Origin of the sequence: Micromonospora sp. WMMD1082 (genome assembly GCF_029626175.1) — a bacterium.
Taxonomy (GTDB): domain Bacteria; phylum Actinomycetota; class Actinomycetes; order Mycobacteriales; family Micromonosporaceae; genus Micromonospora.
Genome location: NZ_JARUBM010000002.1, coordinates 5,189,654 through 5,215,318, shown reverse-complemented (window position 1 = coordinate 5,215,318; position 25,665 = coordinate 5,189,654). Strand labels below are relative to the sequence as shown.

Sequence of the window (25,665 nt, the reverse complement as noted above, 5' to 3'; positions counted from 1 at the left end):
GGAGGCCGGCGAACAAGCCGGGTGCAGTGCCCATGCGTTCTCACACGGGAACGGGCACCGCAACCCAATCGGTCAGGTGCGCGGTCGGTGCCGGGGAGGGCCCGGCCGCGCATCTCAAACCGCTCAGAAGAAGGTGACCGCAGTGCGCGTCAAGTGGTTCGTCCCCGGTGACGGTGAGCAGTCCTTCAAGCCCTTCGGCATCGACTGCGAAGGGCCGGCCACGCGCTACGCCCACAGCGACGGGTCTGCGCTCGCCGGCCATAGCGGTGAGGGCACCGCATCACTCACCCATCTCGCCAGGAACAAGCACACGTTTCACGCGAGTCCCGACCGGCCCTCCCCAGGCACCGGCCTGCGCCAGCGTTCGGAGCGAGGAAGGACACGGCCATGAACCGAAGCCCTGAGCCTCTCCCCGACATCGCCCCAGGCACTCTGCTGCTGCTGGATCCGAACGACTGGTCCTACGGCCGTGATCTCACCCCCGGCACACCGGTCGCCGTCACCGTAACGGGCGTCCGTGATCTGCCGAACCGCAGCGACGAGTGGGTCTGGGTGCTCGGCCACCAACCCGAGTGCGTATACCCGCACGTCGACCGGCACCCGCCATGTATGGAGATGCGGGTCACCGTCGCCGCCATTCGCCGTCACCACGCCACGCAATGACCGGCACCGACGACGGTGATCGCGCGGTGGATCGCTTCGAGTCCGCGCGCAGCACCGTGCTTCAGCACCGCGACGAGGGCAGCTGCTTCCACTGCCGCGACGGCGGGTGCGGGCAGTACGCCTGGGCGGTCGAGGAACTGGGCCACCATCCCGGTGGCCGTGACCTCCTCCTACAGCTCGGGCTCCCCATCCCCTGTGACCCATCGACTCAGGAAGGCCAGCCGCGGTGAACACCCCACCTCACGGCGCAGCCGACGATTACGCCCCACACCTGCGCGAGCATGCGGCACCAGCAGAACCGACTCGGCCGGTACGCGCCATCGGCAGCGCCGCAGCGCAACCCACACGCCTCGCTGACGAGTTCTTCTACCTGGCGCACGACGATCAGACCGGCCGCCCTCGCCTGTTCGAGTCCGCGACGGCGCACGGCCTGGCCGCCGCGCTGCTCGCCGAGCTGTACCGGGAAGGCCGGATCACCTTCGAGGGCCGGCACATACGGGTGACCAACCCCTTCCCGCCGACGGATTGGCTGCAACACCTCGTCCTCGACCGCCTCGTTGCCGAACCCCGTCACACCGCGACCCGCACGTGGCTGGCATTCCTCGGCACCACCGCCTACGAGCAGGTGGCGACCCGGATGTGGCAACTCGGACTGCTCCAGCCGCAGCAGGTCGGCCGGTTCTGGCGGCAACGAACCGTCTACGTCCCCACCGATATGAACACCGCTGCCTGGTCGTGGGCGCGGCTGTCGTTCCAGCTGCGCAACTACCGCCCACTCGACGCCTTCGACGTGGCGCTCGCGGGTGTGGCTCTGCACACCCAGCTCTCTCCGATCCTCCTCGACGGCACATCCCCGACGACGCGGGCGTTCCTGCGCCAGCAGATCGAGCAGGCCCACCCGCCGTTGCGCGACCTGCTCGCCGACCTCGGCGCCGTGGTCGGTGGCGCTGTCCTCAGTCACCGCACCTCCTAAGTGTGCGGCCCCCTCCATCCCTCCTTCATTTGAGAGAGACCTCCATGCCTCGTTCCAGTCCTGACACCGTGTCCGCCGTGCTTGCGCGGGGGCGGCTCGGTATTCCGTCGGTGGTGTTCTTCGTGATCGCCGCCGCCGCACCCCTCACGGTGATTGCCGGTGGGGCGACCACCGGGTACGCGGTCACCGGTGTGACCGGCATCCCCGTGTCGTACCTGCTGGTCGCGGCGGTGCTGGCGTTGTTCGCGGTGGGCTATGTGGCGATGTCGCGGCGGATCGTCAACGCGGGCGCGTTCTACACCTACGTCACCCGGGGCCTGGGTCGCCCGGCCGGGGTCGGTGCGGCGATGGTGGCGTTGCTGGCCTACAACGCGATGCAGATCGGCCTGTACGGCGGGGCGGGTGCGGTGACCGCGATGTTCCTCAACGACCGGTACGGGTTCAACCTGCCCTGGTGGGCGTGCGCCCTCACGGTGTGGGCGGTGGTGGCGGTGCTCGGCGTGGCTCGGATCGACCTCAACGGTCGCGTCCTGGCCGTGGTGCTGGTCGCCGAATGCGTGGTCGCGTTGACCTTCGACGCCATCATGGTCACCCACCCGGCCGACGGGACGGTCAGCTTCGACACCCTCGCCCCGTCGCACGTGTTCGCCGCCGGGATCGGGGCCGCGCTGGTCACCGCGATCACCGGGTTCGTCGGCTTCGAAGGCACCGTCGTGTTCTCCGAGGAGACCAAGGACCCCCGGCGGACGATCGCCCGCGCCACCTACATCGCCGTCGGGGTGACCGGTCTGCTGTACGGGTTGTCGGCGTGGGCGATGTCGGTGGCCACCGGCCCGGACCGCATCGTCGAGGCGGCCCGCACCGACGGCACCGACCTGATCTTCAACCTGGTGTCGCCGTACCTGAGCCAGAGTGTCATCACCGTCGCCCGGGTCCTGTTCATCACCAGCCTGTTCGCCGCCCTGCTCTCCTTCCACCACACGGTGGCCCGGTACCTGTTCGCCCTCGGCCGGGAACGGGTCCTACCCGCCGTGTTCGGCCGCACCAGCCGCCGCACCGGCGCCCCCAAGGTCGGCTCCCTCGTCCAGAGCGGCCTCGCCCTGGCGGTGCTGGTCGGTTATGCCCTCGCCGGGGCGGATCCGATCGTGCACCTGTTCTTCTGGATCACCGTCACCGGCGGCCTCGGCGTCCTCATCCTCATGACCGTCACCTCCGCCGCCGTCATCGGCTTCTTCACCCACACCCTCCACACCGAAGGACCCTGGCGAGCATTCATCGCACCCCTGGCCGCCACCATCGCCCTCGGCGGGATCCTCACCGTCACCCTGCGGGAGTTCGCCACCCTGCTCGGCGTCGCCCCGGACTCGCCGCTGCGGTGGGCGTTCCCCGCCGCGTACGCCGCGGCCGCGCTGCTCGGCATCGCCTGGGCGCTGGTCCTGCGGGCTGCCAACCCGGAGGTCTACCACGCCATCGGCCTCGGCGCCGACAGCGACATTGGTCCGCTGCGCGTCCCCGACGCCGTCCGCCAACCCGCCTAACCAACCAGGGAGTTGCCGTGACCATCACCAACAACGAGCTGCGTATCCGACCCGCCGCCGAAGCCGACGCCGCACCGCTGATCGCCGTTCTCGCCGAGGCGTTCCACGCAGGGCCTCTCGCCGAGTGGCTGATTCCCGACCCGGGCGACCGGCGGGCGGTCTACTACCGGTACTTCGCCGACGCCTTCTACCAGGGCCTGGCGCGGGGACAGGTTTACACCACCGGCGACCAGGCGGCCGTCACCATCTGGTACCCCCGCCTGGCACCCGCGCCCACCGACAGTCATCGGCGGGTGGAGGAGTTGGAGGGCATCGCGGGCGCGTACGCGCCGAAGTTCGTGCTGCTGGAGGAGATGTTCGACGCCTTCCACCCGGACGAGCCCCACCACTACCTGGCCTACGCCGCCGTCGACCCCCGCCGGCAGAACCGTGGCATCGGCACGGCGCTGCTCACCGACTACCATCGTCGTCTCGACGAACTCGGTCTGCCGGCGTATCTGGAGGCCAGCAACCTGCACAACCGGCGGATCTACCTGCGCCACGACTACACCGCCGGCCCCACCATCGTGCTCCCCACCGCCGGGCCACCCATCTGGCGCATGTGGCGCGGCGCCCCCACCACCAACGACGGCCGGACCCCGTTCCCACCCACCAGACCACGCCGGCGGTCACTGTGACCACCACCCCCGTGACCACCACACCGATCCGGCCCGCACAAGCCGGCGACGTGGCCGCCATCACCGCCCTACTCACCGACGCGGTCGCCAAAGACCCGATGGGCGCATGGCTGGTACCCGACCCCGCCGAGCGGCGGCACGTCTTCCACCGGCTGCTCGCCATGGAAATCGACCACGCCATCGAATGGGGCAACGTCGACGTCACCCTCGACATGACCGCCGTCGCCGTCTGGCACCACCACCCCAGACCACCCACCGCACCCCTGTTCGACTACCACCTCTACACCTCCGCCGGCCCCGCCCTCCCCCGCTTCCAACGCCTGCACACCCTCATCCGCCGCTACCGCACCGCCGCCCCACACCACTGGCTCGCCTGGCTGCACGTCACCCCCAACACCCGCCAACAGGGCACCGGACAGGCCCTGCTCGAACAGCACCACCAACGCGTCGACCAACACGGCTATCCCATCGACACCATCGCCACCAACACCCCCACCCGCGACTACCTGACCAAACACGGCTACCGCGCGGGAACCCCCCTACGCACCCGCCCACACCTGTGGCCCCTGCACCGCGCCGGGCGACCCGTCCCGCCCACCACGGCGGGCAGCTAAGCCACCCACCCACACCCGATTTCGGCGGGCTGCCGCAACGACGCGGCAGCCCCAGGCGACGAAGATTAACCACGGCAAGGAATCCCATACCCATGATCCGTTCGACCGGCCCTGCCCGCCGCGTGACCGCTGCTCTCGGCAGCCTCCTGCTCGCCGGCTGCCAGGCCGCTCCCGCCATCCCCGCCCCCGCACCACCCTCGTCGACCTCGGGCAGTCAGCAGCCCACGGCCACCCCTGACACAGCGGCGGCCACCGCACCCGGCCTCACCCCGCAACAACGCCTCACCACCATCGCCACCACCCTGCACCCGGTCCCCGCCGACAACACCACCCACCTGCCCATCACTTACCTGCACCTGCAAACCTGGACCCGCGCCACCACCGTGATCCGCCGCGAAGACCTACAACGCTGGCGGCACCCAGATGGCTCCGGCCGCGAAGTCAGCCGCCGCGCAGCCGACGTGCGGGACGTCGACCACCAACCCACACCTGGCGAACGGCACCTGTTCCTCGACGCCCCGCCCACCACCACCCGCTACCGAGGCGACCTACACCCATACCTGCCCGAACCGCTGCCCACCGACCCGAGCACCCTGGCGGAGCTGCTGGCACCACCCGAACTGGCCACCGAACCCGCCTACCCCAGAATCCTCACCGGAGCAGTCATCGCCCTCGCCGCCAGCCAATACCTCAACCAACAACAACGCACGACCACCCTGCACGTCCTCGCCACCGTCCCCGGCATCGACTACCTCGGCACCACCACCGACCTCGCCGGACGCACCGGACTCGCCTTCCAGGTCATCGCCGACACATCGACCACCACACTGATCATCAACCCCGCCACCGGTGAACTACTCGCCGCACAAGAACGCATCACCGGACCCAGGCTCGGCCTGTTCTCCCACGTCCTCATCCTTCGGCGGGGACACACCAGCACAGACGGCGTACCGCCCGAGCCCGCCTAGCCCCGGGGTAGTGGCTTCTACGGCGACGGCTACTCACACCACCGACACCACATCCCTGCCTCAACGGCCCAGCAGCCCTCCGGGAACCAGACCAACACGGCAAGGACCTACGCACATCGCAGCAGTCGATGCAGCAAATGCAAGTGCGTTCTGCAACCTCTAAACTACTTACCGTGCTTTATGCCGGATCATTTGCCCGAATTCTAGCCGCAGCGAGCTGAATCATCATCACTCTTCGTGACCAATCCGTCCGATAGGTCTGATGTGGCAAAAGATGCGCCTTGATCCCATTGAATCGATCACCTACGGTGAGTGAATCGAGCGGTGACGATGCGTCCACATCGCCACCGCCCTTCGTCCTCACTGATCACAGAAGGAGGCTCTCCATGAGGACACGTGCCAGATTACTGCTGTCCGCATCGCTGGCCCTATCGATCGTCCTGCTAGTTCCCACCGCCGCTGTCGCGAACTCCGCAGAACCGGCAACGCCAACGCCCGCAGCGTCGAAGGCGGCTGACGAAGAACAGGGTGTCGACAAGAAGACGGTCCTCTTCGTCACCCCGAAGAAGAAAGAGAACGTGGCTCGCTTCACGGTCAGCAACTTCCGCCTACTGCAGGATCCGCCCCTAGGCGGCTGCGACTTGAGCGACGTGAACGGCAGTATCAGGGCCACGTACCTCAATGGTGTTCTGGCAACCACCGAATCCGAGTGGAGCGCCAAGGTGCTGTGCATCACGACCGCACCGGGCCAGGCGATGGCCGGCATCAGCGTGGACTCCACCTGGTGGCATAACGGGGTAAACGTCGCAAACGGTGCCACGTTCACCTGCACCAACTGCAACCTGGGGAACTCCACCGGCGCTGACATCTGCGCTGGCGTCACTTGCGCCGGAGGCTACTTCGCCGGCTCACTGGTCACCCTCACCCTGCCGGCAGGATGGATCTGGACAGGGACACCGTCGAACTGCCTTGCCCTCTCGCCGCAGGCAATCACCTGCTCGGAGGTAAGCAACGTGGCCAACGTGCCCGCGTCAAACTGACCCCCTACAGGGCATTCCGCGCCGGCCGGTCGAGCAGTGCCTGCTCGGCCGGCCGGCGCAGGTAGACTACGGCCGCCAAGCTGTGCCGACGCAGGGAACGGACGCGTGGACCGACAGGAGATACTCGCCGAACTGCTCCGCCAACATCTCGAAGCCGGGACGGGCTTGACCGATGATGGCTCGTTGGCCCGCCTCGGAACGGCCGGCGTTGAGGGTGTTGCGCTCGGCCTGGTAGCCGCGTCCAACCTGCCGCCAGGGGAACTTAGCCGAGCGCGGGCAAGCCTGGAGCCGGTGCTTGAAGACCTCGGTTTACTCAAGCGTCGTCGGGCGGTATTGCAGCGACTAGAGGCGGTCCCGACGATGTCGGTCATCCGCGAAAGCGAGAACACGTCCGCAGACAAGCCGGTCCACGGTCACCCAACCCCCGCTCAGCAACTCCCGATGCTACTGCGCGTCCAATCCTTGGCCGGTGAGGAGATCAGCATCGGCGGCCAGCCCGCCGTCCTGGTCAGCCTAGAGCTGTGGTCGATGTCTATGAGGCTACGACTGGCCTACCCGAACCTGCGCCGCCCAGCAGCCGAAATTCTGCGCCGGCACCGTCCCTGGCGCGCCTGGGACGACGCAGGAACGCAGTACCGCGAGCGAGGCAGCGAAACGTCCGATACGGGGGGAATCCTCGTTGAATCCCGAGTGTTCGACGCGACAGCGCCTGCCGAGGCTGCTCTCCTGACCGTCACAGCCGAACACGAAGCAGGAGCCGACCAGTTCACCGTCCCGCTTCGACCAAATTCCTCGGAGCACCATTCACCTCGATAATTCCAATGTCACCCCCACCTCCGCTGATGGTTCTCCCAGCACAAGGCGGGGCACACCCGCCCGGCCTCACCGCTGCCTCGCCGGACCCCAGAGAACCAAAATCAAGCCGCTATCCAGACACCGAGGCAGACGGGCACCGCCCGAACCATCCAACACGCGAGCGGGTTCACCGGCACCGTTGACGGGCCGGGCGCCCGCCTCGACGCCCCTGCTCATGCCTACTGCCGGCGGGTCCACCAACACGGCGGGCGGCGATCCAGGTGTCGGATCGCCGCCCGCCGCGATGTGGTGTGCCCCGACTCACGTACGCCGGGACGGCCAGGTGGGACTCAGGTCACTTGAGGGTGACCTTGGCGCCCTCGCCCTCCAGCTTGGCCTTCGCCTTCTCGGCGGTCTCCTTGTTGACCTTCTCCAGGATGGCCTTCGGCGCGGACTCGACCGCGTCCTTGGCCTCCTTGAGGCCCAGGCCGGTCAGCTCCCGCACGACCTTGATGACCTGGATCTTCTTGCCACCGTCGGCGTCGAGGATGACGTCGAACTCGTCCTTCTCCGGCTCGGCCTCGGCGGCGGCGCCGCCGCCGACCGGGGCAGCCCCGGCCACGGCGACCGGAGCGGCCGCGGTGACCTCGAAGGTCTCCTCGAACTGCTTCACGAACTCGGAGAGCTCGATCAGCGTCATCTCCTTGAACGCGTCGAGCAGCTCGTCAGTGCTGAGCTTCGCCATGTCTGGCGTCCTTTCCTGAATGATTTACCTAAGAACGTGGTGGCACCGGGCAGCCTCAGGCCGCCTCGGCGCCCTCCTTCTCGCGCTTCTCCTGCAGGGCAGCCGCCAGGCGGGCGGTCTTCGACAACGGGGCCTGGAACAGGGCCGCGGCCTTGCTCAGGTTGCCCTTCATCGCACCGGCCAGCTTGGCCAGCAGCACCTCACGGGACTCCAGGTCGGCGAGCTTCGTGACCTCGGCCGCGGAAATGGCCTTGCCCTCGAAGACGCCGCCCTTGATGACGAGCTTCGGGTTGGCCTTCGCGAAGTCGCGAAGCCCCTTCGCCGCCTCGACGACGTCGCCCGAAACGAAAGTCAGCGCGGTAGGACCGGTGAACAGCTCGTCGAGGCCGGAGATGCCCGCGTCCGCCGCAGCACGCTTGGCCAGCGTGTTCTTGGCGACCGTGTAGGTCGACTCCTTGCCGAGCGAGCGCCGCAGCTGGGTCAGCTGGGAAACCGTCAGACCGCGGTACTCGGTCAGCACGGTGGCACCCGCGCTGCGGAAGCTGTCGGTCAGCTCAGCGACGGCCGTGGCCTTGTCGGCCCGGATCGGCTTGTCCGCCATGTCCCTCCTCTCTCGTTGCTCGAGGCTGGTCACCGCCGCAGGCGATCGCCTGTGACGATGGCGGAGGTGGCGCGGCAACAGAAAAGCCCCGGCGCAGGGCGCTCGGGGCGAGGCCGGCGGAGATCACCGTGGTCGGCGGACCACAGGACGCTGCCGATGTTCGCTTGCCGCCCTGCGCGGGTCGCCCGTCTTCGCGGAACCTTCGACCGTGCCGGAGCACGGTGACCAGCGGTCTCTGGGTGGAACTTCGCGGCTAAGGTTACGCGACACGCACGGTGACCACAAATCGCCCCCCAGAGTGCGCCCTCCCACTCTGCTCCGGCCGGCGGCCGCACCTGAAGTCGGTGACGTTCACACCCATCGACCGGGCGGTGGGCCGGCGATGATCTTCTGAGCGTGGTCGAGGTCTGGATCGTCCCGCCGCCCCTTCTGGATATCGGCGATCTCCGCTGCCGTCTTCAAGCTGTACTCGCTCACCGGGCTGGTGCTGTCGTTCGCCGCGATCGCCTGCATCCTGCCGGTGACCCGATCCCGAGACGGTCGCCGGCTACCAGGCCGCTGCGGAGACCCTGTACGGCCGAGTTGCGCATGGGGAAGCAGCTTGGAGACTCCTAGAGAAGTTCGCCGACGCGGATCTCGTTGTTGCCGACCGGGACCCCAGGGGTAGCCGCTAGGCCAGCTGCCGGCACGCCATCGGTGATACCGACCTGGACGAGGATCGCCGGCATGCCAGCGGGCCACACAGTGGACGCCTCTTAATTCACCTACTATCGTTAAGCGCATGCCTGACGGACCTGTACGGATAACGGGACCGCTCCTGGCCGTCCTGAACGCCCTCCTCGAAGCTGCCAACTACGAGCTGCACGGCTGGGCGATCATGAAGACGACGGGGCGATCCGGACCCACCATCTACAAGATCTTGGAGCGGCTCGCCGAGTCGGGGTGGGTGACCTCTCGCTGGGACACCCACACCGAGCCCGGCAAGCCCCGCCGCCGCTACTACCAGCTCACCGGACACGGCATAGCCAGCGCCCGACAGCTGATCGCCCAGCGACAGACCAAGGCGGCACCGGCCACCAGGACCCGCCTGGCCTTCGGCTGGTGCCGCGCGTGAACCGCTGGGAGATCATCCTCGGCGTCGTCCTCGGACTCTTCGTGAACGAGGTCACCGACATCTCGCCATGGATCGCGCGGAAGCTGGTGCGCTGGTCGGCGTACCGCTGGACGACTAATCCCGAGATCGCCGCAGAGTACGCGGAGGAGTGGACAGCACTCATCAACGACCGACCCGGCATGCTGCCTAAGCTTCTGACCGCTATGCGGTTCAGCGTTGGAGCCGCCGGTCGCGCTGCACCAAGGATCATCCGAAACCGCCTCAGGGCCGCCCGCAGAATTGGCCGCAGATCCAGGTCACCCCGGGCATTGCTCAACATGCTCTCCAGGGACCAGCGCCCCACGGTGTGGGTCGACCGGATCTACCTGACCCAGGGTATCGACGTCAAAGAGTGGCAGGTGCGGCGGGCCGACATCGTCGTTGACGATGTCATCATCTATCAGGTAAAGCCAACTCCGAAGCACAGACCGTTTCGGCACCCGCCCAGGTAGCGCATCCCCTAGTTCCGCGACCGCCGACCAGCCCGTCTTCTGAGACGGGACGGGTAGATGCCTGGGGTGCGGTGCCCGCCCGCGAGGTACCGCACCCCATTTCTACTTCTGCGCCTGGCGGATCGTGCCACCGCCGCCCTTCTGGACGTCGGCGACCTCCGCTGCCGTCTTCGACTTGTACTCGCCACCGGTGCGGTTGTCCTCGTAGGACAGCACCCACACGGTGCGACGGGCCTTGCTTCCGCAGTTGCAGCCCACCAGCCTTCCTCCCTACTTGCCGTGTACCTCCGAGGCCAGCGCCGCCACGAGCGTGCGCCGGTCCCGGCCGATCGTCGCAGCGATCCGGTCGGCGACAGCCGCGTTCGCGAGCCGCTGCCGCTCGGCGGCGAACCCGGCCGCGACCGCACGCCGCACCGCCGCGTCCAGAACGGCCGCGTCGTGCCGGCCGGCGGTCGGGTCGGTCGGCTTCCAGCCGGCCCAGCCGGAGGCGACCATCGCGTACGCTCGTCCGCCCGACGACCGTCCCCGTACGACGGGGAACCCACCGACGTTGACGCACAGCGCGGCAACGAGCTGACGGGCTCCGCCGATCCACCGCCAGTCCCCGGACAGCGGCGAGCGGCGCAGCATCTGCACCTGCTCCTCCGTGGCCTCCGGCACCAGCGATCCGGCAACCCACGTGCCGTGCGCATCGCGGCCGGCTCGGATTACCGCCACCTGCGTGCCGGTGTCGTCGTAGTGCGCCACCGCACTGGCCGCGCTGGCCGCAAGGTCAGCGTGCCCGGTCGCCGCCGTGATGTGCCCGACCGCGAGCAAATCGCCCTCGGCGGTCTGGATCTCCGGCCGGTGGAACCAGTCGAACCCGCCCTCGGCCGGCGGCAGCACGCACTGGCCGCCGGTCAGGAACGACAGGTGGCAATCGTTGTCCGCAAGGTGCCCGAACACTCGCCCGTCCGCAGTCACCTGGATGGGCGTCAGCTCGGACAGGCCCGGGTCGTCGAACCACACCCGGGGCGGGTACAGCGGCGCGACTCCCTTCCGGGTACCGTCCGCGCCGGCCGCGGTGACAGCGGCCTCGTCCTCCGCCTCGTCCGATGGCGCCTCCTCCTCGGCGTCGTCCGCAGGCTCGTCGTCGACCAGGTCCAGGCGCGCCTCCATGAACGCCTGCGTGCCGAGCATGGTCACCGCCATGACCCGGCCCTTCGTCACCGTGATGTACGGCTCCTCGCCGGACTCGATGAACGCTTCCCACTCCTCGTCACTCATGTCCGCGATCGGCGTACCGTCGCCGTCGGTGTACACGAACTCGAAGTCGTCCAGGTCCACGCTCGGGAACAGCACCCCGGCCCGCCACAGCTCCAGGGCCTCGGCCAGTTCCGGCACTGCGTCGATGAAGTCACCTTCGCCGGCCAGCTGCGTCGGCTGCACCTCGCCTGCCGTGATCCGGCCGATCGTCACTGCGCCCTCGTGCGCGGGGGCGTCTTCCCGTGCCCACCGCAGCGGCAGCGGCAGGTCGCGGAATGACCACTCGCCGTCCTTTGCGAATATCCGCCGGTCGCCGGACACGGCGCCCAGCGGCGCCAGCTTTCCCTTCCAACTCGCCATTGGTTTGCCACCCTTCGCGGCTGCCGCCGCCGTCACCGTGATGTCCAACCCGGTAGCCCGTCGGGGCCACGGGTGCTTCGGGATCGCGGGCAGCGGCTCGTCGGCCGGCACCCCGATCATCGTGCAGCGGCAGCTCACGACCTGGCCCGGCGGCGCCGCCGGGTCGCCCGGGAACCGCAGCGGCACCCCGCCGACCATGAACACGCCATCCAGGGCGACGCGCTGCCCGTCCGCGTCCCGGTGGTCGTGCCTCGTACGGTGGTCGTGGGTGGCCACCCACACCTTGTCCACCTTCTCGTCGAACGCCCGCGCTGACGTCAACCAGGCCGTCAGGGTGCCCGCGTTGTAGGCGCCGATCGTCTCCGTCCGGGCGATCGTCGCGGCCCGGTCCTCCCACGCCAGGTCCCCGAGGATCAGCTCGATCGCGTCCCGGATCCGCGGGATGCTCGCACCCTCTGCGGTCAACTCGGCGACCGCCGCGGTGACCTGCATCCACGCCCCGTCCGGCACCCCTTGCAGCCGGTTCGGCAGCTGCGCCAGGTACTCGTCTTTCAACTGCTCGACCCGCAGCACGTCGACATCGCCGCCCGCGTCCGCGACGCCCTCGAGGAACGTCGCGTCGACGGCGGGCACCAGGTGCACCGTCATCGCCTCGAACCACGCCTGCCCGGCCCCGGCGAGCGCGTTCGGATCGGGGGGCAGCGCCGCCGCGGTGACCGTTGGCAGGGTCACCGTCCGGGCCGACCGTAACCAGGCCCGCAAGGCTGCGCGGGTCGCCTGCGTCATACGCTTCTCGGCAGCGATCACCCGCGCTTCGTGCGTGAGCCGCAGCGGCAGCCACGGGTCCCGGTCGGCCACGCTCACTCCTCCTGGGCTGGCGGCGTTTCGGCGACCACGGTGATCGTCTGCCCGACGCACTGCACGCCACCGTTGGGCAGGCACGCCGGCATCCCCGACTCGGTACGCACTAGCCGGTGCACCGTCAGCCCGTTCTCCCGCAGCTCCAGGCTCACGAAGTCCTCGTCGAGGACGATGCCGACCTGCGTGAGAGCAACGCGCAGGTCGCTCACGGTCACGCTCTGCGGATCATCCACCGGTCCTCCTGGTCTGCTGGTAGCGGGCCGCCGCATCCGGGTCGCAGGCGTGCTCCGCGTCGCTGAGGGGCGGCTGGTCGCCGTCCCACAGCTCGCCCCACCACCCGCAGGTTCGGCACCGCGACCAGCGGATGAGCTGACAGCCCTTGCCACGCCCGGACCGCTGGCAGGCGTGCCCGTGCGCCAGCACCAGGTCAGGGACGAGGACGGCCGGGGTGGTCACGCCGGCACCAACTCCCCAGCGACGGTGCCGGCCAGGTGCTCCCGCAGCTCGTCGGCATCGTGCCGGCGTCCGCTCACCAACAGCGCACCGACGTAGCCGGTGAGGGCGGCCGTCAGCCTCTCCGCGTCGACACCGAGCCGGCCGGCCACGGCCGGGACCGCGCCGAACGCGTCCTGGAGCAGGCGGGGAACCGACGTGGGCGTGGACTGCCGCACCGTGTGGTACTCCCACACGGACAGGTCAGTGTGCCGGTACCGCTCCCGGCCGATCACCCGCTTCCCAGCGACTTCCAACGCCCGCAGTGTTAGGGCCTCGCAGGCCGCCACGAACGGCCCTGACAGCGGGTCGGCCGCAGCGGCGATCGCCGTCTGCTCGGGCGGGCCGCGACCCTCGGTGTCGCCGTCCGGCGGCGGGTCCGTAGCCGGCTCCTCGTCCCCGGCCGGCGTCTCGGCGGGCAACTCGGCCGGCGTCGTGTTCAACGCCTCCGGGTCGACCTGTACCGACACCCCGGCGACCTCCAAGAGCCGCTGCACGAGCAGCGGCCCAGCCGCCGGCACCGTCCGGATGATCTCCAGGAGTCGGCGCAGCTCCCGCTCATCGTCCGTGGGCTTGTCCTCGTCCCCGAAGCCCGTCTCCCGGCGCAGCGCGTCACCGGACAGCTCACCGAGTCCGTAGAGGTCCTTCGCGTCGGCGCCCTTGTCCGGGCTCTGCGTCAACTCGCTGGTGTCGTACCAGACGATCCACCGCTTCGCGTCGACGACGCCGGAAGCACCTTCAAGCGCCGGCCGCAGCATCTGCTGGGTCAGTGCCGCGCACACCAGCTCTAGCTTGCTCTCGACGTGGTACTTGATCGTCGCCTCGTCGGTCATCCAGGCGCCCCAATGGTTCGCCTGGGTCATTCCCAACAGCATTTCCGGCGGGGCGTCCAGGCCGAGGGCGAGCCGCCGGATCGCGCCGTCGAGCATCGACGGGACCGACGACGACAGCTCCGTGGCGAAGCTGAGCAGGCGAGCCTTCTCCAGGTGCTCCGCCGGCCCCTGCACGACGATCGGCACCAACGCGGCAACCGAGTCGCGGTCCTTGACCGCGGTGGTCATCGCCTCGGTCAGTGCCGCCAGGAACGACGACACCCCGTCCTCCGGGTTCTCCTCCTGCTCCGGAGCAACGAAACTCAGCTCGTTCGGCAGCAACAGCACACCCGCGCCCGCCAAACGAGAGTCGATCTGCGACTGCACATACTGCGTCAGCCGCTCGATCAGACGCAGCACCCGCCGGTTGGACTGCACCTGCGATGACGGCAGGGCGTGCTTGCGAGGGCTCGGCGACCAGATCCGCACGATGACCGTCTCGTCGGGCTCCAACTCCCTAACACCCGCGCCCTGGTCGAGGACGTACTTCCCGGCACGCTCGGACAGCTCCTCCGTCGAGGCAATGATCCACGTCTCCCGGTCGGTGGCCCTGCCGTCGTCGTCGCGTTCTGGCTCACCGATCAGGTAGCACTCGCCGGGCACGCCAAGCTGGATCCCGGCATCCGACAGCAGCTCGGCCTGCTTACTCGGGCCGCCGAGGAACGTCTCGTTGACGCCGGCCGGCGCCTGGTCCGGCGTCTCGACCGGCCGGCCCTCGTCATTGACCTGCGTGATGTACAGCCGGGCCCGGCCCATCGCCTTGGCGATCGTGTTCACCAGGTAGGCCAGCTCGCCGCACTCCTCGTAGTGCCGCCACGCCTCGTCCTGCCACTGCTGCTTCGTCACCTTCCGCAGCGCGCCGCTCGACTCGTAGCGCATCTTCGCAGCCGACGCGACGACCGCGGTCGCCTTGCCGAGCGGGCTGTCGGCGCTCGGCTTCGTGCCCCACCAGGCCACCGGCTACGCCTCCGGCTCGGCGCGCACCAGCAGGCCGGTCGCGTACGACAAGGCCAGGGCTACGGTCGGCACGTCCACCCACCAGTAGCCGGACCAGCGGGGCAGATGCGACAGGTGCCACCAGCCTGCGGCGGCCAGCGCGGCAACCCAGACGGACAGGCACCACCGGCACATCACCAGGTACGCCAACGGGCTTCCCTCGGGCAGTCGTCTCACGATCGCTTCCCGGGGCGGGCGGGTGACTTCGTCGGCCACGATCAGCCGGGTCACCCGGGCCACGACGAACAACACCACCACGATCTCGATCAGCATCGTCACGGCTATGAGCATATGCAAAGCAACTGCGACCGGACAGATGCCGGGCGTGCGAGCCCGCTCTACCGTGTAGCCGTGGCAGGAGCGGACTGGATGGTCTTGGCCGCCGGACTCGGCGGTACCGCACTCGGCTCCGCGCTGCAATGGGCGCAGAGCGCGTTCCACGCGCGGCGGGAGCGCATACGGGAGGAGCGAGCCTGGTCGAGAGAGGACCGGCGGCTCTGGGCGGAAAAGCGCCAGGCGGTCTACCAGGACGGCCTCTCCGTCGCACAGCGCCAGATCTGGTCGCTCGATTTCCCCCATCGCTTGAGCGCTCTCGGGCTGTCAGCTGAGTTCGCCAGACCAGAGGGGAAGTGGCGTCGAGCGCCTGACGTGGTGGGCTCGTGGAACCAGCGGCTCGCCGAGGTTGAGTTCTACGGCTCCGACGAGGTGCGCGCTGCCATCACAAAGCTCGCCGAGACGCTGAACGTACTCGAAGATGTCGCCACTGGGGAGGACCTGTACGTTGCGCTCTCCTCCCTCGCCAAGGAAACCTACGCGGACTGCGTCTCCTTGATGCGACGCGACCTCGGCCTGTCCGACGGCAGCCTCGTCGATCGCGACGAGATCGCCCGGACACTTGGAGAGGTTCTGAGCCGCGTCAGTCGCGCCCGAGAGAGCCTGGGCGACCGGGAGGGGCAACCCAAGGACCGGCCGGAGTGACGCAGACTCGGACACATGGCGTGACGGTCATCGAGCGCTTCGTCAAGCCCCTGACCCGGCCGAGGCACCTGGACGGGCGGCACGCGCCGGCCGCCTGGGCGCGCGTCCGGCGCGCCGCTGTCGCTCCACGCCGGCTACGCAACACGCCTGGCGGCTGCCGCGGAGAGCGGAGAGCCCGGGGACCGCCGCAGAGGGGATGGGTGTGGGTGTTCCAGGGGGAGGGCGGGTCGGCGACAGACAGGATGGAGAAACATGCTCTCGGATTGATACGCTAGTGGTGGTAGCAATTCCCTTGTGATACGCGAGAAAAGGTCACCCGAAGATGCCTTTGAGGCCATACTTGCCAATAGGATGGAACAAGCGCATTACCAATGTGCGGGTATATTTGGATGACGTAGATCAAGCACTCTCGGATCTCGCACCTAAAGGGGACGCGCGCCTACTGGCAACCCATAAGGACGGGCGGCTATCCAGCTGTGAGACATCTAATGATCTCATGGGGCGAGAAGACATAGTTGGCCTCATCGTAGTGCTCGTAACGCCCAACAACCATGAGCGTGTCAGCATCGAGGTAGACGCCAGTGCCATTCGGGCGGAGGTCGGCACCAACCGACACGACATAAAAGTTCTGGTCGAAAATTTCATCGACTCACTAGAACGGATTAAGCCCATCAAGCTCCTTGTTCCATCGCCATTCCCTATTTTAGGTGCCCTCAGCCTTCGTGAACGCACCTATAACCGAGTGCAACTAGTTCTAGACCGTCGAATAAGTTCTTTCCAGGCGCGTCAGCAGCGTCGCCACAACCTCCTCGTCAGCATTGTCTCAGGAATTGTTGGAGCAGTTCTCGGCGCCGTCGCAACCATCGCAGCGACCGTCCTTGGCAAGTCATAGGTTAAGGACCGGCGGCGCGGAATGCCTGTGCTCGTGCCCGAGGCGTCCCCGATGCAGCGGTCTACAGCGGCGTGAAAAAGCACACCGACAGCGGCGAGCTGGACGTTCCCCGCCTGCCAGGCGGAACAACTATTCGCAGTACAGATCAAGCCGATTCCCAAACTGACAGTGGCTCCAGAGAAGGTCGAGTCCGCGATCAGGAGGCCAGGCTGCCCGTAGTGCCGCTCGTATTACTTTCCTCGCTGCAAGTTGTCCAGCTTGGAAAGTTGTCTTAACATCGCCGCCGATATTGCTTGAGTATCGGACTGGCGACCAACTCCCGAGCCCTTGAATGTTGGGTGCAACATTCTATTGCGGACATTCAAGAGCATCAAGAAATCTTGGATATCCGATTCCGTTACTCCAGGAAGCCTTTCGTAACTCTTAAGCAGAACCTTCATTGGAATAACGCCCGCCTGGGAGGAGTCGATCGGCGCCACTTCGCGAAGTCGCCGCTCCAGTACGGCCCAGGCGACCAAGAACTCGTCCTCGGTGCGCAGGTTCAGCAGCGGGAAAGGAGGTGCGGAATCCCCGCCTCGTCTGAAACCAAAGAAAGCGAATGCTGCTGCGACTAGACCAAGAATCGCTGCTACTATGCTCGCGGCTTGGTCGCCGGCAGCGATGTCGCCGAGAAATAGGAATACGCCAAGGGCGCCGATTGTGAGGATTGCGCCAAGAGTGAGAATGGCAATTTTGGTTAGCCGCCCGCCCATGTCACTCCGTTCCTTTACTGAAAGTAACTAAAGCGGCAAGGGCGCATATGGCGAATCCAATAGCGCCCCACGGCTTGTTCATATTGTTGGTAAAGTAACCCAGAATTGCGGTTGCGAGTAAGCTTGAAAGCATCCAGTTGCGCGCCTTCTTGCTCATCCGGGGCTTAGCATAGCCAAGCTGTTTGAACATGTCCGCATGATTAATCATGAAAGGAGTGATCATAGGCTTACGAGAGTCCGGGTTCGCTGCCGCCTCCAACCGTCCCGCTTCCTCGATGAGTTCCTTCGCGCGACGCGTCAACACCTCTCGGACCGCTTCTTGGCTCTCGGCAGGTAAGGCCGACAGCCCAACGACCGTGATACTCACCTCTTCGTCCACACAGGGATGTTATCGATGCGGGGATGGTGATCACGAGCCGTCACTGTCCTGTCGCTGACCGCCCGTCCAGGTCGCCCAAGGTCGATCGGTCTGAGGTTATGGGTGACCAACCTCCACATGACTGTCGGCGCTGCTCGACTCGATCCGGGTCAACAATCCGGACCCGGGCGACCCCGCAAGCGCCCGACGTCCTGATCGCGGACAGGGCTACGCCCACGACTGCACCAGACGCGCCCTGCGCCACCGAGGAATCCGACACCTCATCCCCGAACGCAGCAACCAGGTCGCCCGCCGCGTCGCCAAAGGCAACACCGGCGGGCCACCCGCCTTCGACCGATCGACCTACCGCAACACGCAACGTCGCGGAACGCTGCTTCAACCGCCTCAAGCAATGGTGTGACCTAGCCACCCGCTACGCCAAACGGGCATCCCTCTATCGATCGAGCCTCACCGATCGCCACCATCTACTCCCATGATCGACAGGACGGTCCTAGCCCAGCGGGTCCGCGCCGACCCTCACGTGGTCACCTTCCCGTGCTGCGGGTAGGGGAGTTGGTCGGCTACGCGCCGGAGTGCTCTGAACCCGGGGCTCGACAAGGGCGCTGTCCGCAAAAACAGGCGCCGCTACGGCGGCGACGATCAGCCGGGTCACCCGGGCCACGACGAACAGCACCACCGCGATCTCGGCTGGCCTCGCCGCAGCTATGGGCTCCTGCAATGCTATTGCGGCCGGACAGACCTCGCGTGCGCGGCCGGTCTACCGTATGTCCGTGGAGGAATCGCAATGGGCCGTCCTGATCGCCACCTTGGCCGGCATCGTGCTCGGCGCGGGGCTGCAATGGATGCAAGCCGCGTGGCAGGCGCGCCGGGAACGGCAACGTGAGCGGGAGGGCTGGGCGCGGGAGGACCGGCGGCACTGGGCCGACGAGCGCAAGCGTATCTACCTAGACGCTACCGACAATGCGCGCCGCCAACTCAACTCGTACATCTACGCGAAGCACCCGAATCTCGACCCGCAAGGCCGTCCCGGTCCATCGGTTGACCCGTCACTGTGGAGCCGCAGGCCGAAGACGCCGGACGAGTGGGTATGGAGCCGCAGTCCCGAGGTGCTAGCCGAGTGGGGTCGCCTGCTGACCGAGGTCGAGTTCTACGGCTCGGACGCGGTCCGCGAAGCGCTCGAAGGGCTTGAGCTGCAGCTCCGCATGCTCGAAATGGCGCCGGCTGAGGACCATGACGATCTCTTCAACAACGCGGAGGCCGCCTACGTGGAGTCGGTGGCGAACATGCGGCACGACCTCGGCCTGTCGGCAGGCCGCAAGGCGGGCTCGCGGTCCAGCTTCTGGTTCCTCTCGGTAAATCTTGATCAAACGGACTTTCGCGGCGAAAAGGGTAGCATCCCGCCGTCGGCTACGAAAGCCTGACGCACCGCCGCCAGAGCCGCCGAGCATCCTACGATCGAACGCCTGTTCGAGTACGGTCAGGTCGTGGAGTGGCGTACGCGATGGCACATCACCATCCGCTGGGACCGGGCCGACAACAGCCCGGCCGGCGTGACCGTCATCGGGCGCGTCGTCGACTCCCCAGCGCAACTGCGGCACCTGGTCCAGCGGGCCCGCGCCGACCCGCACGTGGTCGCCTTCCCACACCGGCAGACGCGCGAGCTGGTGGGCGACGAACCGACACACTGCCGCAGCGGACACTCCTACGCTGGCGGGTCCGCGACCCGGCCGGCGCGCGACTGGTGGACGTGCTCGTGCGGCGGTCACCTGGTGCTGCGCTGCCTCTGTGGTGACGTGCTGGCGGACCCCCCGGTCGGCCCTGGCTGCGACGTCCGCGAGAGCTAGGTCCTTCCCGCGGCCGGTCATTGACACAGCCTACGGGCACCTTCGGTCCACAGTAGAGCATCCACAATGGAGGTCCAACGGTGGCGAAACGGTGAAATGCTGGACGCGGCCTGGCTGGTCAGGCAGCATCAACAAAGGAAGCTATCGGGCACACCTACTGTCCACCAACCCACCCGATTTCCCCGTAGCATGTTCGCTCCGATAGCGCCTCTCGGCATCTACAGTTTCATCGTCCAGCAAGTCGAAGCCCGACGTGAATTGCGCCGGAGCACCCGGCATCTGGACGCCGTGCCACGCGGCACGGAACAGACGGCGGGCACCCGGTCCGACCCAGGTGCCCGCCAGATACGCCAAACCCACCGGCAGTCAGACCCAGGAAGGCTCAACGCGATGACCAGCGTACGACCTCACAACAACGAATCCCACAACAAGGTCCAAGAATTTAGGCCGAAGGAAACTCCCAACCCTGCTGCGATGAGATCCGCAGTTAATTCGTCAGAACGAAGCCCAGAACGCTCCATCCCTCTAACAGTCGTTTTCAAACTTGTGATAGCTGCCGCCGTTGGCGTCGGTGGACACCACGTTCCCGAGGTCGGCGGAGTGGTGGCCCTCGGCCTGGTGACGTTCCTGGCCATGGATCGGATCACTCGCCAAGTCCGTTGAGTCAGTTTCGCCATGGCCGACTGTGCAGGGGCTGTCTCGTCGGCGCTGGCGCACGTGCCCCGCCGCTATGGGTCAGCGCCGACTGCGGCACACGAGGGGCGGGCCACGGCATCACCGTGACCCGCCCCGGTTGGTCCGCTCAGCGGACCTGCTGCCGAACTCGGATCGACGTCCGCGCATCCACGAGGCGACGGGGCCGGCGCGGGCGACCCTCGGCGGCCTCCTCCTGCCGGATACCCGGGTTCACTGGCCGCGCCTGATCGCGTCGTCTGCCAGCGCCTCGACGTGAGCCCGCTGGATGGCATGGCGATCCGTCGGGGCGAGGATGAAGCTCTGCATCGGAGCGCAGCGGACAGTGCATCCGGCCGAGGTCTGGAACTGGTAGTAACGCTGCGTCCGACGACCCGTGTCGTCGGATCCCACGACCACGTCGGTCACTACCAGCGTCATGACGTTGGTCCTCCGATTCGTCGGCTGGAGAAGGGGCTCCCGGCCACACCGCTCGGCCGAGGCCGCATTTTCCCGGACCATCAGGACGCGGACCGGCTCCACGGCGGACACGTGGACAGCGAGAGCCGCGGCAGTGACCTTTCCGTACCGGCCTGGGCCGGCGTTCGCGAATCCGCTGGGCGACGCGTCCGTGTCGGCCGGGCGGTCCGGGTTGTCGGAGTGCTCTTCAGACAGCAGGTGCCTGGTGAGCGTCTGTTGGTGGTCCAGCAGTATCCGCAGCATCTCAACGTCGGTCAGGCCGTGCTCTTCCTGGAGCCGATCCAGTTCACCGCTGATGGTGGTGCCGGCCCCCTGGACGAGCAGAGCGCGCGGGTGCAGTTTCATGGGCCGCTTCCGTTCCTGACGGGTAGCCGTGCGAGGCAGCAAGGGTGAGGGTACGGGGGCGGCCCGCGGCCTCGCAGTGACCCGCCCCGGTTGGTCCGATCAGCGGCCCGACTGCCGCACCCGGGCCGGCGTCCGCGCGTCCAGCGGTCCGCGGGTCCGGTGACGGGAGCCCTCAACGACCTCCTCCTGCCGGATGCCCAGCTCGCTCACCAGGTCGTCGTGCGTGTCCCGGCCGATGACCGGCGTGAGGCCGCCGACGCCGGCGAGCCGCGGATCGAGCAGCAGCCGCTTGAGCGTCTGCGTCGTCCACGGCGTGCCGTCGCGGCGCGTTAGCCCACGGGAGGCGAGGTCCTGGCACACCGCGCTGAGGCTCATGTCCTCGTCGAGGATCTTCACCGCAACCTCGCGGATCGTCTCGGCTTCGCTGGCGACAACCTGACCGTCTGGGTCGTAGACGTAGTTCATGGGCACAGCTGGCTCCTTGGCCTCGACGCATCTCCGTCCCGCACGATACCTATACGGCCGCAATGGCTCAAGCGCGGGCATTGCTGCGGCGCGCATACACGCCGAGGCGGGCCACGGCATCGCCGTGACCCGCCTCTCGGCTGGTCCGCTGGACGGACTAGCTGCCCGCGTGCCGTGGCCTCCCGTCGTTGCCGCCGAGGTCACCGATCACCGGCACCGCCCGCGCCTCTCCGTCTCCCGGATCGCGCACACCATGCACAACACCAGGGTCGCCTCCGGCGCCCGCACCGCCACCGCCTGCTGCCTAGGCCCGATCCACATGTCCGTACCGCAGTCGCCGCACCGCGTCAGCGAGTGTTCGACGGTCGGCACGTACCGGGGGTTGCCCGTGCCCTCTAGCAGCTCGTTCATGTTCGTCGGCGGGCACGCCAGAATCACCCTCCTCTCTCGCGGCATACCCTGGCCGTCCCGCTGGGCGATGTTCACCGCCGCGCCGACCTCGACATCATCCGCGCCGAGCGTCCGCATCCGGTCGGGGTCGAGCGTCCCGTAGCGGTTCAGCAGCGCCTCGCGCGCCACGTCGAACGCGCTGCGCTTCCCGTCCTCCATCGTGGATTCCCTTCACGTTCCGGCGGTCGTCGTCTCAACGACCCGCCCGGCCTCGTCGACGTGCAGCCCCGGCCCGGCGACGTCGCCGCCGAGGCGCCGTACGGCAGCGATCCGCTCGAACACCTGCTTGCCGAACCCGAGGCGCTCCACCGACGGCACCACGACCAGCTCCGCCGCGCCGTCCTCGACGTCGGCCACCGTCTCCCGCCAGCCGCGCGGCCCGACCCGCGACGCGACCACCTCGATGCCCTGCTCGTCACACCAGCGGGCCGCGACCTTCGCCAGCTCCTCGACCGTGGCCCGGCCGCCGCGCACCGCGCGGGCGAACAGCACCCCCCGGCGCCGCACCCACCGCCGCCGGTCCGTGTCCCACCGCGCCTGCTCGTACAGGCGGGTCAGGTTCGGGCCCGAGCCCTCCACGTCCGGGGAGCACGGCACCCACCGGCTGGCTTCCTGGTCCCACTGGATGTGCCAGCCGAACTCCCGGCACTCCCGGTGGCCGGGCCACCGGCCGGTCCAGTCGGCCTGCCCGCAGTCGTGGCCGGCGGAATCGGCCAGGGCCCGGCACCACAGCCGCTTCCGGCCAGTCGCCAGGCACTCGGCCACATCGCAGTCATCGGCGTGCATCCCGCCGATCCCGGCCTCGCAGGCCGGGCAGCTGCCGCGCAACACTTCCTCGTCCACGGTCATACCCCGGCCTCATCAAGGATCCGCGCCATGCTGAGGTCCTGCCGGAAACGGTGCCTGATCTCCGCTTCCACTGCGGCATACTCGCGCGCCAGATCAGGACGAAGACGGCACGCCGTCAGCAGGTCCCGCCGCGACGCGAGAACGCAGAACGAGCACGACAGCCGCGACATGCCCTCGTCGTACGCCGGGTGGTGCGGCATGCCGCTGGCGCGGATCTGATTCCACACCTGATCGACGGTCCAGCCGAGGATCGGCAGCCACGTCCACACGTGCCGGGTCGTCTGCGTCGACGCTGCCTGGTCGTAGGCGAACGCTTCCTTGGCCGCCCGGCCCGGCGACTCCTGGGCCCGGAAGCCGTAGCACTGCACGATCCGCGCGGGCCGGGCCAGGGCGAGTTCGCGCGTCAGCTCCGTCAGCAAGGTCCGGCCGGGCCCACGCTTATGGTCACTGGTGCACCAGCGGCGTGCGGCATCAGGGAACTTTCCCCGCCGACGGATGTCGTCCAGCAGGTCCGGGCCGCGGCGGCTCCGTACCTCAAACCGAAGCCCGTAGTGCTCGGCGTGCTGCTGGGCGATCTCGCGGGCGCCGGGCCACTCGACTCGGCCAAGGTCGTTGTGTTGCACCACGACGCGGTTCAGTACGCCGGCAGCGTCGGTGTCGTGCGCGACGACATCCAGCATGGCCAGGGAGTCCTTCCCGCCGCTGTGGTTGGCCACGAACACGTCGCATTCCGCGAGTTCGGGCGCGTTCGGGTGTGCCGGGAGACGCCGGGAGGCGGCCACCGTGGTGGCCGCCTCCCGCCCGTCCCGGGCAGGGACGAGTCGCGTCACGCCTGCGCTACCCCCTCCGTGTCAGCCTCGGCGCGCGGGTCCGGGTCGGCCTCCGGCTCAGGGGCGACGTCTTGCTCGGGCAAGTCCACGTCCACGATTGCCGTCTCGGTGACCTCCTGGTCGTCGTCCTCCTCAGCCTCGTACGCCAGGCGCTCGGCTTCCTCCTCCTCTTCCTCGCGCCGGCGTTCCTCTTCCTCCACGGCGAGCCGCGTGCGCAGCTCGACCTCGGCATCAGACAGTTCGTAGCCGTCCTCCTCCAGCCAGGTCAGCCACTTCACGATTAGGTCCTTGTACTGCGACCATCGGCCGGCCGCGACCTGCTCGACGTTGGACTCCTGGGCGCCGATCAGCCGGGCGACGAGCATCCGGTTCAGCCGGTCCTGCCCGGCGGTCATGCCGTCGGTCAGCTCACCGCCGCACAAGTCCCGGAGCAGTTGCCCGTCGACGTTGTGTACCAGGAAGCTGGGGTACACCACGGCGATCCGCAGCGCGTCGACGAGCAGCGTCTTGGCACCCTTCGCACTGCCGTACTTCTCGATCAGGAACGTGCGGCGCACCCGGGCCGCCTCGTTCAGCCGCTTCCGGCGGTCCTCTTCGGCCCTCCGCTGCTCTTCCTCGGCGGCCTTCTGGACCGGACTCGTGTAGTAGCTGTAGCCGGTACGGACGTAGCCGTGGGCGTCGGGGTCGATGCAGACGATGATCGCCTCCGCCGACTCCCACCGCTCCTCCACGAGTGCGCCGAACCCGTCCAGCGTCTTCACGGCCTCGGGGTCGATCTCCTGGCCGTCAGCCGTCGTCAGCGAGGTCACCCTGGTCATTGCGCAGTTGTGCGGCCACTCCTTCGGCCGCTTGACGATCTTCACGCCCGCCGCTTTCAGGTCGGCGGTCAGCTTCGCGACGGCCTCCTTGACCTTCCGCTTGCGTCGTTCCTCTTCGACCCTGTGCTTGATACCCCAGCTGTTGCCGACGTCCTTGAGGATCTTGTTGACCAGGGCCGGGTCGTCCTCGAACTCGGCCAGTTGGGCAACATCGTCCAGAGTCAGCTTGCCGGCGTCGGCCGCCGCCGTGGCCTTCTCACCGAACGCGACGAGCCGCAGCGAGTCGGTGACGTGCTTGAGGCTGCGTCCGGTGCGCCGGGCGATCTGCATGGTGTCGAGGCCGAACAGTTCCAGTTGCGCGTACGCGACGGCCCGCTCGGTGACCGTGATGTCGGCGCGCTGGTCGTTCTCGATCAGCATGGACAACACCTGGCTGGCGGGGACGCCGGCCAGGTCGGGCCGCACGAGGCACGGCACGGTGGGGGGCATGTCCTCGGGCCAGTCGCCGGCTTCCAGCGCCTCTGCGGCTGCGGCGGCGCGGCGGTGGCCGGCGACGATCAGGTGGCCGCCGTCTTCGGGAACGACGAGCAGTGCCTGGATGACGCCGCTGGCGGCGATCGAGGCGCGCAACTCGGTCAGGTCGCCGTGCTGGTTGCGGACGTTACGCGGGTTCGCTAGCAGGTCGCGCGGGTCGATGTCCGCGAGGTACGGCGCCTTGGTCTTCGGGCGCCGTTTGGTGGCTGCTGTCACTGGTGGTCCTTCCTCTTCCACGTGAACTGCATACAGCTCATGCCGTACATAATCATTGTATCAATCAAGATCATTTCCCGTCCAATCGAGATCCCCAGTGACCTGCGGATTTGCCC

32 protein-coding genes and 1 pseudogene are annotated in these 25,665 nt (G+C 68.0%); 16 read left to right on the top strand and 17 right to left on the bottom strand.

What is annotated here, in order from left to right; translation table 11 throughout:
* Nucleotides 1–387: 387 nt before the first annotated feature.
* From O7615_RS24065 to O7615_RS24025, 9 genes are all read left to right on the top strand, one after another.
* On the top strand, nucleotides 388–663 hold the full coding sequence (locus O7615_RS24065) for a hypothetical protein (RefSeq protein ID WP_278180055.1): 276 nt from the start codon (nucleotides 388–390) through the stop codon (nucleotides 661–663).
* A complete protein-coding gene (locus O7615_RS24060) occupies nucleotides 660–893 on the top strand; it encodes a hypothetical protein (RefSeq protein ID WP_278180054.1) in 234 nt (77 codons plus the stop codon). Before O7615_RS24065 ends, O7615_RS24060 begins: the two co-directional genes overlap by 4 nt.
* Complete coding sequence (locus O7615_RS24055) at nucleotides 890–1,636, top strand: GPP34 family phosphoprotein (protein ID WP_278180053.1); 747 nt, start codon at nucleotides 890–892, stop codon at nucleotides 1,634–1,636. The genes O7615_RS24060 and O7615_RS24055 overlap by 4 nt, the downstream gene beginning before the upstream one ends.
* A 44-nt stretch (nucleotides 1,637–1,680) precedes the next feature.
* Nucleotides 1,681–3,174: an APC family permease gene (locus tag O7615_RS24050; protein ID WP_278180052.1), complete on the top strand. Its 1,494-nt coding sequence runs from the start codon at nucleotides 1,681–1,683 to the stop codon at nucleotides 3,172–3,174.
* A gap of 17 nt (nucleotides 3,175–3,191) precedes the next feature.
* Nucleotides 3,192–3,851 carry a GNAT family N-acetyltransferase gene (locus tag O7615_RS24045; RefSeq protein WP_278180051.1) on the top strand — a complete coding sequence of 220 codons (660 nt, stop codon included), beginning with the start codon at nucleotides 3,192–3,194 and terminating at the stop codon, nucleotides 3,849–3,851.
* Between the two features lie 11 nt (nucleotides 3,852–3,862).
* Nucleotides 3,863–4,465 (top strand): GNAT family N-acetyltransferase, encoded by a 603-nt coding sequence (locus O7615_RS24040; RefSeq protein WP_278180050.1) that lies wholly within the window; start codon nucleotides 3,863–3,865, stop codon nucleotides 4,463–4,465.
* Between the two features lie 92 nt (nucleotides 4,466–4,557).
* A complete protein-coding gene (locus O7615_RS24035; protein WP_278180049.1) occupies nucleotides 4,558–5,433 on the top strand; it encodes a hypothetical protein in 876 nt (291 codons plus the stop codon).
* 386 nt (nucleotides 5,434–5,819) lie between these two features.
* The gene (locus O7615_RS24030) at nucleotides 5,820–6,473 is read left to right on the top strand and encodes a hypothetical protein (RefSeq protein ID WP_278180048.1); all 654 of its coding nucleotides are present in this window, start codon (nucleotides 5,820–5,822) and stop codon (nucleotides 6,471–6,473) included.
* A 105-nt stretch (nucleotides 6,474–6,578) separates the two neighbouring features.
* Nucleotides 6,579–7,289, top strand: coding sequence for a hypothetical protein (locus tag O7615_RS24025; protein ID WP_278180047.1), 711 nt, complete (start codon nucleotides 6,579–6,581; stop codon nucleotides 7,287–7,289).
* Nucleotides 7,290–7,623: 334 nt separating this feature from the next.
* Here O7615_RS24025 and rplL read toward each other — a convergent pair whose 3' ends face one another.
* The 3 genes from rplL to O7615_RS24010 form a co-directional block, all read right to left on the bottom strand.
* On the bottom strand, nucleotides 7,624–8,013 hold the full coding sequence (gene rplL, locus O7615_RS24020) for a 50S ribosomal protein L7/L12 (protein ID WP_278176935.1): 390 nt from the start codon (nucleotides 8,011–8,013) through the stop codon (nucleotides 7,624–7,626).
* Nucleotides 8,014–8,068: 55 nt separating this feature from the next.
* Complete coding sequence (gene rplJ, locus O7615_RS24015) at nucleotides 8,069–8,614, bottom strand: 50S ribosomal protein L10 (RefSeq protein WP_278176936.1); 546 nt, start codon at nucleotides 8,612–8,614, stop codon at nucleotides 8,069–8,071.
* Nucleotides 8,615–8,965: 351 nt separating this feature from the next.
* Nucleotides 8,966–9,127, bottom strand: a complete 162-nt coding sequence (locus tag O7615_RS24010; protein ID WP_278180046.1) for a hypothetical protein — start codon at nucleotides 9,125–9,127, stop codon at nucleotides 8,966–8,968.
* Between the two features lie 268 nt (nucleotides 9,128–9,395).
* Here O7615_RS24010 and O7615_RS24005 point away from each other — a divergent pair, with 268 nt between their 5' ends.
* Both O7615_RS24005 and O7615_RS24000 read left to right on the top strand, forming a co-directional pair.
* Nucleotides 9,396–9,728 (top strand): PadR family transcriptional regulator, encoded by a 333-nt coding sequence (locus O7615_RS24005; protein WP_278180045.1) that lies wholly within the window; start codon nucleotides 9,396–9,398, stop codon nucleotides 9,726–9,728.
* Nucleotides 9,725–10,219 (top strand): hypothetical protein, encoded by a 495-nt coding sequence (locus O7615_RS24000; protein WP_278180044.1) that lies wholly within the window; start codon nucleotides 9,725–9,727, stop codon nucleotides 10,217–10,219. The genes O7615_RS24005 and O7615_RS24000 overlap by 4 nt, the downstream gene beginning before the upstream one ends.
* Nucleotides 10,220–10,321: 102 nt before the next feature.
* On the opposite strand, the gene O7615_RS23995 is transcribed toward O7615_RS24000, so the two are convergent.
* Genes O7615_RS23995 through O7615_RS23970 form a run of 6 tightly spaced genes read right to left on the bottom strand, consistent with a single transcriptional unit; the run spans nucleotide 10,322 to nucleotide 15,324 of the window.
* Complete coding sequence (locus O7615_RS23995) at nucleotides 10,322–10,477, bottom strand: hypothetical protein (protein WP_278180043.1); 156 nt, start codon at nucleotides 10,475–10,477, stop codon at nucleotides 10,322–10,324.
* Between the two features lie 12 nt (nucleotides 10,478–10,489).
* Nucleotides 10,490–12,682, bottom strand: coding sequence for a phage minor head protein (locus O7615_RS23990; RefSeq protein WP_278180042.1), 2,193 nt, complete (start codon nucleotides 12,680–12,682; stop codon nucleotides 10,490–10,492).
* A gap of 2 nt (nucleotides 12,683–12,684) precedes the next feature.
* Nucleotides 12,685–12,918, bottom strand: coding sequence for a hypothetical protein (locus O7615_RS23985; RefSeq protein ID WP_278180041.1), 234 nt, complete (start codon nucleotides 12,916–12,918; stop codon nucleotides 12,685–12,687).
* Nucleotides 12,911–13,141: a hypothetical protein gene (locus O7615_RS23980; protein ID WP_278180040.1), complete on the bottom strand. Its 231-nt coding sequence runs from the start codon at nucleotides 13,139–13,141 to the stop codon at nucleotides 12,911–12,913. Before O7615_RS23980 ends, O7615_RS23985 begins: the two co-directional genes overlap by 8 nt.
* Nucleotides 13,138–15,006: a hypothetical protein gene (locus O7615_RS23975; protein ID WP_278180039.1), complete on the bottom strand. Its 1,869-nt coding sequence runs from the start codon at nucleotides 15,004–15,006 to the stop codon at nucleotides 13,138–13,140. Before O7615_RS23975 ends, O7615_RS23980 begins: the two co-directional genes overlap by 4 nt.
* A gap of 3 nt (nucleotides 15,007–15,009) precedes the next feature.
* On the bottom strand, nucleotides 15,010–15,324 hold the full coding sequence (locus O7615_RS23970) for a hypothetical protein (RefSeq protein ID WP_278180038.1): 315 nt from the start codon (nucleotides 15,322–15,324) through the stop codon (nucleotides 15,010–15,012).
* A 72-nt stretch (nucleotides 15,325–15,396) separates the two neighbouring features.
* Here O7615_RS23970 and O7615_RS23965 point away from each other — a divergent pair, with 72 nt between their 5' ends.
* A complete protein-coding gene (locus tag O7615_RS23965) occupies nucleotides 15,397–16,023 on the top strand; it encodes a hypothetical protein (protein WP_278180037.1) in 627 nt (208 codons plus the stop codon).
* A gap of 496 nt (nucleotides 16,024–16,519) precedes the next feature.
* Nucleotides 16,520–16,915 carry a hypothetical protein gene (locus O7615_RS23960; RefSeq protein ID WP_278180036.1) on the top strand — a complete coding sequence of 132 codons (396 nt, stop codon included), beginning with the start codon at nucleotides 16,520–16,522 and terminating at the stop codon, nucleotides 16,913–16,915.
* 230 nt (nucleotides 16,916–17,145) lie between these two features.
* Here the strand turns inward: O7615_RS23960 and O7615_RS23955 are convergent, their stop codons facing one another.
* Together O7615_RS23955 and O7615_RS23950 are read right to left on the bottom strand one after the other, a co-directional pair.
* Nucleotides 17,146–17,667, bottom strand: coding sequence for a hypothetical protein (locus tag O7615_RS23955; protein WP_278180035.1), 522 nt, complete (start codon nucleotides 17,665–17,667; stop codon nucleotides 17,146–17,148).
* Between the two features lies 1 nt (nucleotide 17,668).
* Nucleotides 17,669–18,046: a hypothetical protein gene (locus O7615_RS23950; protein WP_278180034.1), complete on the bottom strand. Its 378-nt coding sequence runs from the start codon at nucleotides 18,044–18,046 to the stop codon at nucleotides 17,669–17,671.
* A 121-nt stretch (nucleotides 18,047–18,167) separates the two neighbouring features.
* Here O7615_RS23950 and O7615_RS23945 point away from each other — a divergent pair.
* The 3 genes and pseudogenes from O7615_RS23945 to O7615_RS23935 all read left to right on the top strand — a co-directional run.
* Nucleotides 18,168–18,522, top strand: a pseudogene (locus O7615_RS23945) (transposase); the annotation flags it as partial.
* A gap of 294 nt (nucleotides 18,523–18,816) precedes the next feature.
* A complete protein-coding gene (locus tag O7615_RS23940) occupies nucleotides 18,817–19,467 on the top strand; it encodes a hypothetical protein (protein ID WP_278180033.1) in 651 nt (216 codons plus the stop codon).
* Between the two features lie 63 nt (nucleotides 19,468–19,530).
* Nucleotides 19,531–19,890, top strand: coding sequence for a hypothetical protein (locus O7615_RS23935; protein WP_278180032.1), 360 nt, complete (start codon nucleotides 19,531–19,533; stop codon nucleotides 19,888–19,890).
* 906 nt (nucleotides 19,891–20,796) lie between these two features.
* Here the strand turns inward: O7615_RS23935 and O7615_RS23930 are convergent.
* From O7615_RS23930 to O7615_RS23905, 6 genes are all read right to left on the bottom strand, one after another.
* Nucleotides 20,797–21,387, bottom strand: coding sequence for a hypothetical protein (locus O7615_RS23930; protein ID WP_278180031.1), 591 nt, complete (start codon nucleotides 21,385–21,387; stop codon nucleotides 20,797–20,799).
* Between the two features lie 99 nt (nucleotides 21,388–21,486).
* Nucleotides 21,487–21,852: a recombinase family protein gene (locus O7615_RS23925; RefSeq protein WP_278182212.1), complete on the bottom strand. Its 366-nt coding sequence runs from the start codon at nucleotides 21,850–21,852 to the stop codon at nucleotides 21,487–21,489.
* A 207-nt stretch (nucleotides 21,853–22,059) separates the two neighbouring features.
* Complete coding sequence (locus O7615_RS23920; RefSeq protein WP_278180030.1) at nucleotides 22,060–22,461, bottom strand: hypothetical protein; 402 nt, start codon at nucleotides 22,459–22,461, stop codon at nucleotides 22,060–22,062.
* Nucleotides 22,462–22,473: 12 nt separating this feature from the next.
* A complete protein-coding gene (locus O7615_RS23915; RefSeq protein ID WP_278180029.1) occupies nucleotides 22,474–23,145 on the bottom strand; it encodes a hypothetical protein in 672 nt (223 codons plus the stop codon).
* Nucleotides 23,146–23,147: 2 nt separating this feature from the next.
* Nucleotides 23,148–23,933: a phosphoadenosine phosphosulfate reductase family protein gene (locus O7615_RS23910; protein ID WP_278180028.1), complete on the bottom strand. Its 786-nt coding sequence runs from the start codon at nucleotides 23,931–23,933 to the stop codon at nucleotides 23,148–23,150.
* 44 nt (nucleotides 23,934–23,977) lie between these two features.
* Nucleotides 23,978–25,549 (bottom strand): ParB/RepB/Spo0J family partition protein, encoded by a 1,572-nt coding sequence (locus tag O7615_RS23905; protein WP_278180027.1) that lies wholly within the window; start codon nucleotides 25,547–25,549, stop codon nucleotides 23,978–23,980.
* Between the last annotated feature and the right edge of the window lie 116 nt (nucleotides 25,550–25,665).

What these genes read in the sequence shown, in the direction of transcription:
- O7615_RS24050 (WP_278180052.1), top strand. Translation starts at nt 1,681, where the DNA reads ATGCCTCGTTCCAGTCCTGACACCGTGTCCGCCGTGCTTGCGCGGGGG.
- O7615_RS24035 (WP_278180049.1), top strand. Translation starts at nt 4,558, where the DNA reads ATGATCCGTTCGACCGGCCCTGCCCGCCGCGTGACCGCTGCTCTCGGC.
- O7615_RS23955 (WP_278180035.1), bottom strand. Translation starts at nt 17,667, where the DNA reads ATGGGCGGGCGGCTAACCAAAATTGCCATTCTCACTCTTGGCGCAATC.
- O7615_RS24005 (WP_278180045.1), top strand. Translation starts at nt 9,396, where the DNA reads ATGCCTGACGGACCTGTACGGATAACGGGACCGCTCCTGGCCGTCCTG.
- O7615_RS23960 (WP_278180036.1), top strand. Translation starts at nt 16,520, where the DNA reads ATGGGGCGAGAAGACATAGTTGGCCTCATCGTAGTGCTCGTAACGCCC.
- O7615_RS24010 (WP_278180046.1), bottom strand. Translation starts at nt 9,127, where the DNA reads ATGCAGGCGATCGCGGCGAACGACAGCACCAGCCCGGTGAGCGAGTAC.
- O7615_RS23920 (WP_278180030.1), bottom strand. Translation starts at nt 22,461, where the DNA reads ATGGAGGACGGGAAGCGCAGCGCGTTCGACGTGGCGCGCGAGGCGCTG.
- O7615_RS23930 (WP_278180031.1), bottom strand. Translation starts at nt 21,387, where the DNA reads ATGAAACTGCACCCGCGCGCTCTGCTCGTCCAGGGGGCCGGCACCACC.
- O7615_RS24060 (WP_278180054.1), top strand. Translation starts at nt 660, where the DNA reads ATGACCGGCACCGACGACGGTGATCGCGCGGTGGATCGCTTCGAGTCC.
- rplL (WP_278176935.1), bottom strand. Translation starts at nt 8,013, where the DNA reads ATGGCGAAGCTCAGCACTGACGAGCTGCTCGACGCGTTCAAGGAGATG.
- rplJ (WP_278176936.1), bottom strand. Translation starts at nt 8,614, where the DNA reads ATGGCGGACAAGCCGATCCGGGCCGACAAGGCCACGGCCGTCGCTGAG.
- O7615_RS24065 (WP_278180055.1), top strand. Translation starts at nt 388, where the DNA reads ATGAACCGAAGCCCTGAGCCTCTCCCCGACATCGCCCCAGGCACTCTG.
- O7615_RS24030 (WP_278180048.1), top strand. Translation starts at nt 5,820, where the DNA reads ATGAGGACACGTGCCAGATTACTGCTGTCCGCATCGCTGGCCCTATCG.
- O7615_RS23925 (WP_278182212.1), bottom strand. Translation starts at nt 21,852, where the DNA reads ATGAACTACGTCTACGACCCAGACGGTCAGGTTGTCGCCAGCGAAGCC.